Source organism: Pseudomonas plecoglossicida NBRC 103162 = DSM 15088, assembly GCF_000730665.1.
Lineage (GTDB): Bacteria > Pseudomonadota > Gammaproteobacteria > Pseudomonadales > Pseudomonadaceae > Aquipseudomonas > Aquipseudomonas plecoglossicida.
The window spans coordinates 1-4,096 of the sequence record NZ_BBIV01000084.1; the positions used below are offsets into that span (position 1 = coordinate 1).

Here is a 4,096-nt window from a genome sequence, read left to right on the forward strand (position 1 = left end):
ACAGGAACACCACCGCTCTCGGGTGCGGTGCCCCACCTGTGGGAGCCGGCTTGCCGGCGATAGGGCCGGTACTGGCACTGCAACAATCAGCGCCAGCTCTCTTTGACCGCCTTGCGCCGCCCCCCCAGAATGACCCAGCCTATCCCCAGCAAGAAGCTCTCGACCACGAATGCCAAAACGAAGCCTGCCCCAACGCCCCACCCGATCGCCTCCGGCACGAGCAGAATCTGATAGCTGTAGCCTTTGAGCGTCTCTTCGCGCAACTGCGGATCCGGCTGCACCAGCACATGCCAGGTCGTCGTCACCCACGATCCCTGCAGCGCCTGCCACTCGTTCTCCAGCAGCTGATTACGCATCAACAGACTCTCGATACTGTTGGCATCGCTGTTGAACACCGGGTCGTCACTGCTGCGGTAATGCCGCACCAGCGCCTGCAGGTCGCCCTTGAAGAAGCGCTCGGCAGTCTGCTTGAAGCCATCGAGCGCCTGGCGCGATTCGAACAGGTGCGCCTCGACCCGCTGGCTGTAGTCCTTGACCAGCCCAGGCACCTGGATACCGGCCAGCAGGCCGAAGGTGAACAGCAGCAACCGCAGGTAACTTCTGAACATGCAGCGTCCTTAGCTCTGGCCTTGCGTAACGCATTCCCCGTGCCGCCACAGGGCCCATTGGCCGGGCTCGTAGCGCCGCCAGGTCTCGTTCTCGGTCAAGGCCTCGGTGGCGATCACCGTCACCACGTCATTGGGGGTGGTTTCGGTGTGAAAATCGACGATCAGGTCGACATCCTTCAACCGCGCGGCACCAAAGGGCGCGCGGCGGGTGATGTGGACCAGCTTGGTCGAGCAGAAGCAGAGCAACCAGTCACCGTCGCTGAGCAGGCAGTTGAACACGCCTTTGCCACGGTACTCGGCACAGGCTTCGACCAGCACCGGCAGCAGCTGTTCCACTTCCACAGGCTCCGGGAAGGCGGCGCGGATGCGGTTGAGCAGGTCGCAGAAGGCGGCCTCGCTGTCGGTGTCGCCGATGGGCCGGTAGAAGGTCGCCTCGCCCTTGAAGTCGCCGAGCTGGCCGTTGTGCGCGAAGCACCAGTTGCGGCCCCACATTTCGCGGACGAACGGGTGGGTGTTGGACAGGCATACCCGGCCGACGTTGGCCTGGCGGATATGGCCGATGACCACTTCGCTCTTGATCGGGTAGCGCTGCACCAGGTTGGCCACTTCCGACTCGCTGCTCGCGGCAGGGTCCTGGAACAGGCGCAGGCCGCGGCCTTCGTAGAAACCGATGCCCCAGCCGTCGCGGTGCGGGCCGGTGCGGCCACCGCGCTGCATCAGACCGGTGAAGCTGAAGACGATGTCGGTGGGGACGTTGGCGCTCATGCCCAGCAGTTCGCACATGTTCGCAGTCTCCGCTTACAAACGGGGCTCGACCCGGCCACGGCCGCCAGAGGGCGCGGCGGGCGGCGGGTCATCGCGGTAGCGGTCGTGGCGCTCGGCAGCCAGCGGGGTACCGGCTTCGAGACGGGCGTCCTCGGCGGCCTGGCGCTGGGCGGCGGCCTCGGCTTGCTCGCGGGCGCGTTTTTCCAGGGGCCAGCGCAGCAGCACGAACAGCGCGTACAGGGCAAAGGCGATCATGCCGTACATGGCAAAGTCGGAGACCGCACGCCAGGCGTTGTTGCCGACCTTGAAGGCCAGGTCCAGGGTGGTGATGGCGATCGCCGGGGCAACGGCATCCTTGGCCGGGTCGACGACGGTCGGGGTCAGCAGCAGTACGGCCAGGATCACCCGCAGCGGCTCACGCAGCCAGCGCCACATCCAGCCAGTGATTTTGAAACCCACCCAAAGGCAACCCAGGGCGGCAACGGCGTAGAGGCCCCAGGCGAGGGTATAGTCGTTCTCGGTCATGGTGATCGTGCAAGCCAGGCAAAGAGACGCCTATGATAAACACTTTTCCGGGCGCAGGCGCCCCCCAGCCAAGAGATCCCCGATGCCCAACGCGCTCCAGCCCCCCATCGCCCGCCAGGACCAGGGCGCCGATCCCTATGCCTGGCTGCAACAGCGCGACACCCCCGAGGTGCTCGACTACCTGCAAGCGGAAAACGCCTACCAGGAGTCTTGCCTGGCCGAACAGGCGCCGCTGCGCGAGCAGTTGTTCGAAGAGATCAAGGGCCGCATCCTCGAAACCGACCTGTCGCTGCCCTCGCCCTGGGGCCCGTACCTGTACTACACCCGCACCACCGCAGGCGACGAATACCCGCGGCATTACCGCTGCCCGCGACCGGCAGACGACTCCAATACCGTGGACGAAAGCCAACAGCAACTGCTGCTCGACCCCAACGACCTGGCCGGCGGCGGCTTCCTGTCCCTCGGCGCGTTCAGCATCAGCCCCGACCACCGCCTGCTGGCCTACAGCCTCGACAGCAGCGGCGACGAGATCTACACCCTCTACGTCAAGGACCTGGCCAGCGGCGCGCTGACCACCCTGCCCTTCGACGACTGCGACGGCAGCATGACCTGGGCCAACGACAGCCAGACGCTGTTCTTCGCCGAGCTGGACGACACCCATCGCCCCTGGCGCCTGCGTCGTCACACCCTGGGCGAGGCCGACGCGCAGACCGTGTTCGAAGAGCCCGATGGGCGTTTCTTCCTGCACTGCTACCGCGCCAGTTCCGAACGACAGCTGGTGCTGCTGCTCAACAGCAAGACCACCAGCGAAGCCTGGGTGCTCGATGCCCATACCCCGCAGGCCGCGTTCACCTGCCTGGCGCCGCGGGTCGAAGGCCACGAGTACTTCCCCGACCACGGCCAGCTCGACGGCCAGTGGCGCTGGTTCATCCGCACCAACCAGGACGGCATCAACTTCGCGCTGTACCACGCCCCGGCCGAGCAGGTACCGACCCGTGCCCAGTGGCAACTGCTGGCGGCCCACCGCGACGACATCATGCTCGAGGGCCTCAGCCTGAATGCCAGCGCCCTGACCTTGAGCCTGCGCGAAGGCGGCCTGCCGATCATCGAGGTCCGCCCGCAAGGCCTTGCCAGCTACCGTGTCGAGCTGCCGGATGCGGCCTACAGCCTGTACGTGCAGGACAGCCTGGAGTTCGCCAGCCCCCGCGTGCGCCTGCGCTACGAAGCGCTCAACCGGCCGGCGCAGGTACGCCAGCTGGAACTCGCCACAGGCGACCAGGCGGTGCTCAAGGAAACCCCGGTACTGGGTGCCTTCGATGCCGACGACTATGTCAGCGAACGCCTGTGGGCGACCGCCGGGGACGGCACCCAGGTACCGATCAGCCTGGTCCGTCGCCGTGAAGACCAGGGCAAGACCGTGCCGCTCTACCTGTACGGTTACGGCGCCTATGGCGAGAGCCTTGACCCGTGGTTCTCCCATGCCCGCCTGAGCCTGCTGCAACGCGGCGTCGGCTTTGCCATCGCGCATGTGCGCGGCGGTGGCGAGCTCGGCGAAGCCTGGTACCGCGCCGGCAAGCAGGAACACAAGCACAACAGCTTCAGCGACTTCATCGCCTGCGCCGAGCACTTGATCGCCCAGGGTGTGACCTCGTCCGAGCGCCTGGCCATCAGCGGCGGCAGCGCTGGCGGGTTGCTGATGGGCGCGGTGCTCAACCAGCGCCCCGAACTGTTCCGCTGCGCCATCGCCGAAGTGCCGTTCGTCGATGTGCTCAATACCATGCTCGATCCCGAGTTGCCGCTGACCGTCACCGAATACGACGAATGGGGCAACCCCGAGGAGCCCGAGGTGTACGCGCGGATCAAGGCCTATGCGCCTTACGAGAACGTCAGTGCCCAGGCCTATCCGGCCATGCTGGTGGTCGCCGGCTACAACGACAGCCGTGTGCAGTACTGGGAAGCCGCCAAGTGGGTGGCGCGCCTGCGCACACGCAAGAGCGACGACAACCTGCTGCTGCTCAAGACCGAAATGGGGGCTGGGCATGGCGGGATGAGCGGGCGCTACCAGGGGCTGCGTGATGTGGCGCTTGAATATGCGTTCGTGTTTGAGGAGTTGGGGGTGAAGTGAGGGTTTGAAGGGTTCGCCGTCAGGTTTTAAGCGCCTTTGAGATCGAGCGCCGCCCGCGCGGCGCATCGCGAGC

The 4,096-nt window shown here is 66.1% G+C and carries 4 protein-coding genes; 1 reads left to right on the top strand and 3 read right to left on the bottom strand.

The genetic code is table 11. The features are described 5' to 3' along the window. Positions 1-86: 86 nt before the first annotated feature. Genes PPL01S_RS24135 through PPL01S_RS24145 form a run of 3 tightly spaced genes read right to left on the bottom strand, consistent with a single transcriptional unit; the run spans position 87 to position 1,898 of the window. Complete coding sequence (locus PPL01S_RS24135) at positions 87-608, bottom strand: DUF2937 family protein (RefSeq protein ID WP_016391892.1); 522 nt, start codon at positions 606-608, stop codon at positions 87-89. 9 nt (positions 609-617) lie between these two features. After that, positions 618-1,391 (bottom strand): class II glutamine amidotransferase, encoded by a 774-nt coding sequence (locus PPL01S_RS24140; RefSeq protein ID WP_028626225.1) that lies wholly within the window; start codon positions 1,389-1,391, stop codon positions 618-620. A gap of 15 nt (positions 1,392-1,406) precedes the next feature. Beyond that, complete coding sequence (locus PPL01S_RS24145; RefSeq protein WP_028626224.1) at positions 1,407-1,898, bottom strand: hypothetical protein; 492 nt, start codon at positions 1,896-1,898, stop codon at positions 1,407-1,409. A gap of 82 nt (positions 1,899-1,980) precedes the next feature. On the opposite strand from PPL01S_RS24145, the gene PPL01S_RS24150 reads away from it, so the two are divergent. Then, complete coding sequence (locus tag PPL01S_RS24150; RefSeq protein WP_016391895.1) at positions 1,981-4,023, top strand: S9 family peptidase; 2,043 nt, start codon at positions 1,981-1,983, stop codon at positions 4,021-4,023. The last annotated feature ends 73 nt before the right edge of the window (positions 4,024-4,096 follow it).

Coding starts and splice junctions, on each gene's coding strand:
- PPL01S_RS24150 (WP_016391895.1), top strand. CDS start 1,981: ATGCCCAACGCGCTCCAGCCCCCCATCGCCCGCCAGGACCAGGGCGCC.
- PPL01S_RS24145 (WP_028626224.1), bottom strand. CDS start 1,898: ATGACCGAGAACGACTATACCCTCGCCTGGGGCCTCTACGCCGTTGCC.
- PPL01S_RS24140 (WP_028626225.1), bottom strand. CDS start 1,391: ATGTGCGAACTGCTGGGCATGAGCGCCAACGTCCCCACCGACATCGTC.
- PPL01S_RS24135 (WP_016391892.1), bottom strand. CDS start 608: ATGTTCAGAAGTTACCTGCGGTTGCTGCTGTTCACCTTCGGCCTGCTG.